3 protein-coding genes are annotated in these 2,320 nt (G+C 42.4%); all 3 read right to left on the reverse strand.

Features of this window, described 5'->3' with window-relative positions; translation table 11 throughout:
• Positions 1–7 precede the first annotated feature (7 nt).
• Positions 8–877: a dTDP-4-dehydrorhamnose reductase gene (rfbD, locus tag NWQ57_RS15410; RefSeq protein ID WP_306023050.1), complete on the reverse strand. Its 870-nt coding sequence runs from the start codon at positions 875–877 to the stop codon at positions 8–10.
• A 12-nt stretch (positions 878–889) separates the two neighbouring features.
• On the reverse strand, positions 890–1,438 hold the full coding sequence (gene rfbC, locus NWQ57_RS15415; protein ID WP_306023051.1) for a dTDP-4-dehydrorhamnose 3,5-epimerase: 549 nt from the start codon (positions 1,436–1,438) through the stop codon (positions 890–892).
• Positions 1,439–2,320: glucose-1-phosphate thymidylyltransferase RfbA (gene rfbA, locus NWQ57_RS15420; RefSeq protein WP_306023052.1), on the reverse strand; the 882-nt coding region annotated here is incomplete at its 5' end.

The raw sequence follows: 2,320 nt of genomic DNA on the forward strand, positions 1-2,320 counted from the left end.
TGTTTTATTAATATTGTTTTTTCAAATCGTCTAACATACTCGATAACTGCGTGCGCCAATGAACAGCTAAAAGCCCGGAAGCGGTCTCTGCAGTGGTTTTATCGATAACAGAAAAGCTAGGGCGTTTCGCTGGCGTGGGATAAGCACTAGCGGGTATCGGTCGAATTGGGATGGCTTTATCAAGCAAACCTTTTTGTATTGCAAGCTCTTGAATCGCTACCGCAAAGTCATACCAAGAAGCAACACCTGCATCTGTCCAATGAAACATACCGCTCACTTCAGGTTTTGCAACTACCGCCCATAACCATTTGGCCAAACCTGCAGCCCAAGTCGGTGTACCCACTTGATCATACACAATGCCTAGCTGCGGTTTTTCAGCCATAAGGCGCAGCATGGTTTTAACAAAATTGTTTCCATGCTCAGAGTAAACCCACGCCGTGCGTACTATGACCGAACTGGGTAAAATACGCTGTACAGCTTGATCACCGGCAAGTTTAGACGCGCCATATACACCTAATGGATTCACTGCGTCATCAGTTTGATAGGGAGTGGTTTGATTGCCGTCAAATACAAAGTCTGTGGAAACGTGTAACAATCTCACCCCATGCTCTTTGCATATTTTGGCCAGATTAGCCGCGCCTAGTTCATTCACTGCATAGGCAGCCTCTTGGTCTGACTCGGCTTTGTCAACCGCAGTATAAGCAGCCGTATTAATCACAACATTGGGCTTATACTTTGTAAAGGCATGATTTACCTCGTCCAAATCGCTAATATCAAGCTCAGAACGTCCTACAGCAACACAGTTCAGATTTTGAGGTGCTGATTTCAACATTTCATACGCCAATTGGCCATTTTTTCCAATTACTAACACGTTCATTTATTAACTTCTTTATTTAAATTTCGGTGCATCAGCAAAGGATGTTCCCGCAATATCCTTAGCCGATAAGTTGGGAGCCTGACCATTGACTAAAGGCCAATCAATATTCAAACTTGGGTCGTTCCAACTAATTGAAACTTCAGATTGAGGATGATAGTAATCAGTGCATTTATAAACGAATTCAGCGGTGTCACTGGTGACGTAAAATCCATGAGCAAAGCCTTCAGGCACCCATAATTGACGACTATTCTGGGCTGACAACTCAACACCCACCCACTGACCGTAAGTTGAAGATGACTGGCGTAAGTCTACAGCTACATCAAACACCGAACCTTGTATAACTCGCACTAATTTACCTTGTGTTTGTTCTAGTTGATAATGCAGACCACGCAGTATGCCCTGTGCCGATTTACTGTGATTGTCTTGCACTAGGGGTTTTGAGCCAGTTTGTTCAGTAAAAAAATCAGCTCGGTAAGTTTCCATAAAAAAGCCGCGCTCATCACCGAATACGGTAGGCTCAAAGATCAATACATCGTTTAATTTAGTGTTAACTACTTGCATTTATTTATATCCGTCAGCCACTTTCAGTAAATATTGTCCATAACCTGTTTTGGCGAGACTTTTACCTCTTTTTATTAATTGCGCGTTGCTTATCCATTTCTGGCTGTAGGCTATTTCTTCTAAACACGCGACTTTTAGCCCTTGACGGTGCTCAACTGTTTGTACAAATTGTCCAGCCTCTAATAAGGAGTCATGTGTGCCAGTATCTAACCATGCAAAGCCTCGACCTAAAAGGGATACATTTAACTCTCCTTTTTGCATGTAAGCCAAGTTCACATCTGTTATCTCAAGCTCACCACGTACAGAGGGTTTGATATTTTTGGCAATATCAATTACTTGATTATCGTAAAAATATAATCCAGTCACGGCATAATTTGACTTAGGTTTATTGGGTTTTTCTTCGATGCTTATGGCTTTACCATTTTCATCAAAATCGACAACGCCAAAGCGCTCAGGATCGTTGACATGGTAGCCAAATACCGTTGCGCCAGTTTCAACCTTCGCTGCTGCTTTTAAATAAGAGGAAAAATGCTGACCGTAAAAAATATTGTCACCGAGTACTAACGCAACATTATCTTCGCCAATAAAGTCTTCACCAATAATGAAGGCTTGCGCTAATCCATCAGGGCTTGGTTGAATGGCATAACTTAAGTCAATCCCAAAGGCACTACCGTCACCCAAAAGCTTCATAAAATTAGCTTGATCCTCGGGTGTGGTGATAATGAGTATTTCGCTAATACCAGCAAGCATAAGAACAGACAAGGGATAATAGATCATCGGTTTATCGTAAATTGGCAGCAACTGCTTTGAGGTGCCCATGGTGATTGGGTGCAAACGCGAACCAGAGCCCCCTGCTAAAATAATGCCTTTATACTTTGCCAT

The sequence above is a fragment of the Paraglaciecola sp. genome (assembly GCF_030730205.1).
Classification (GTDB): domain Bacteria; phylum Pseudomonadota; class Gammaproteobacteria; order Enterobacterales; family Alteromonadaceae; genus Paraglaciecola.

Coding starts and splice junctions, on each gene's coding strand:
- rfbD (WP_306023050.1), bottom strand. CDS start 877: ATGAACGTGTTAGTAATTGGAAAAAATGGCCAATTGGCGTATGAAATG.
- rfbC (WP_306023051.1), bottom strand. CDS start 1,438: ATGCAAGTAGTTAACACTAAATTAAACGATGTATTGATCTTTGAGCCT.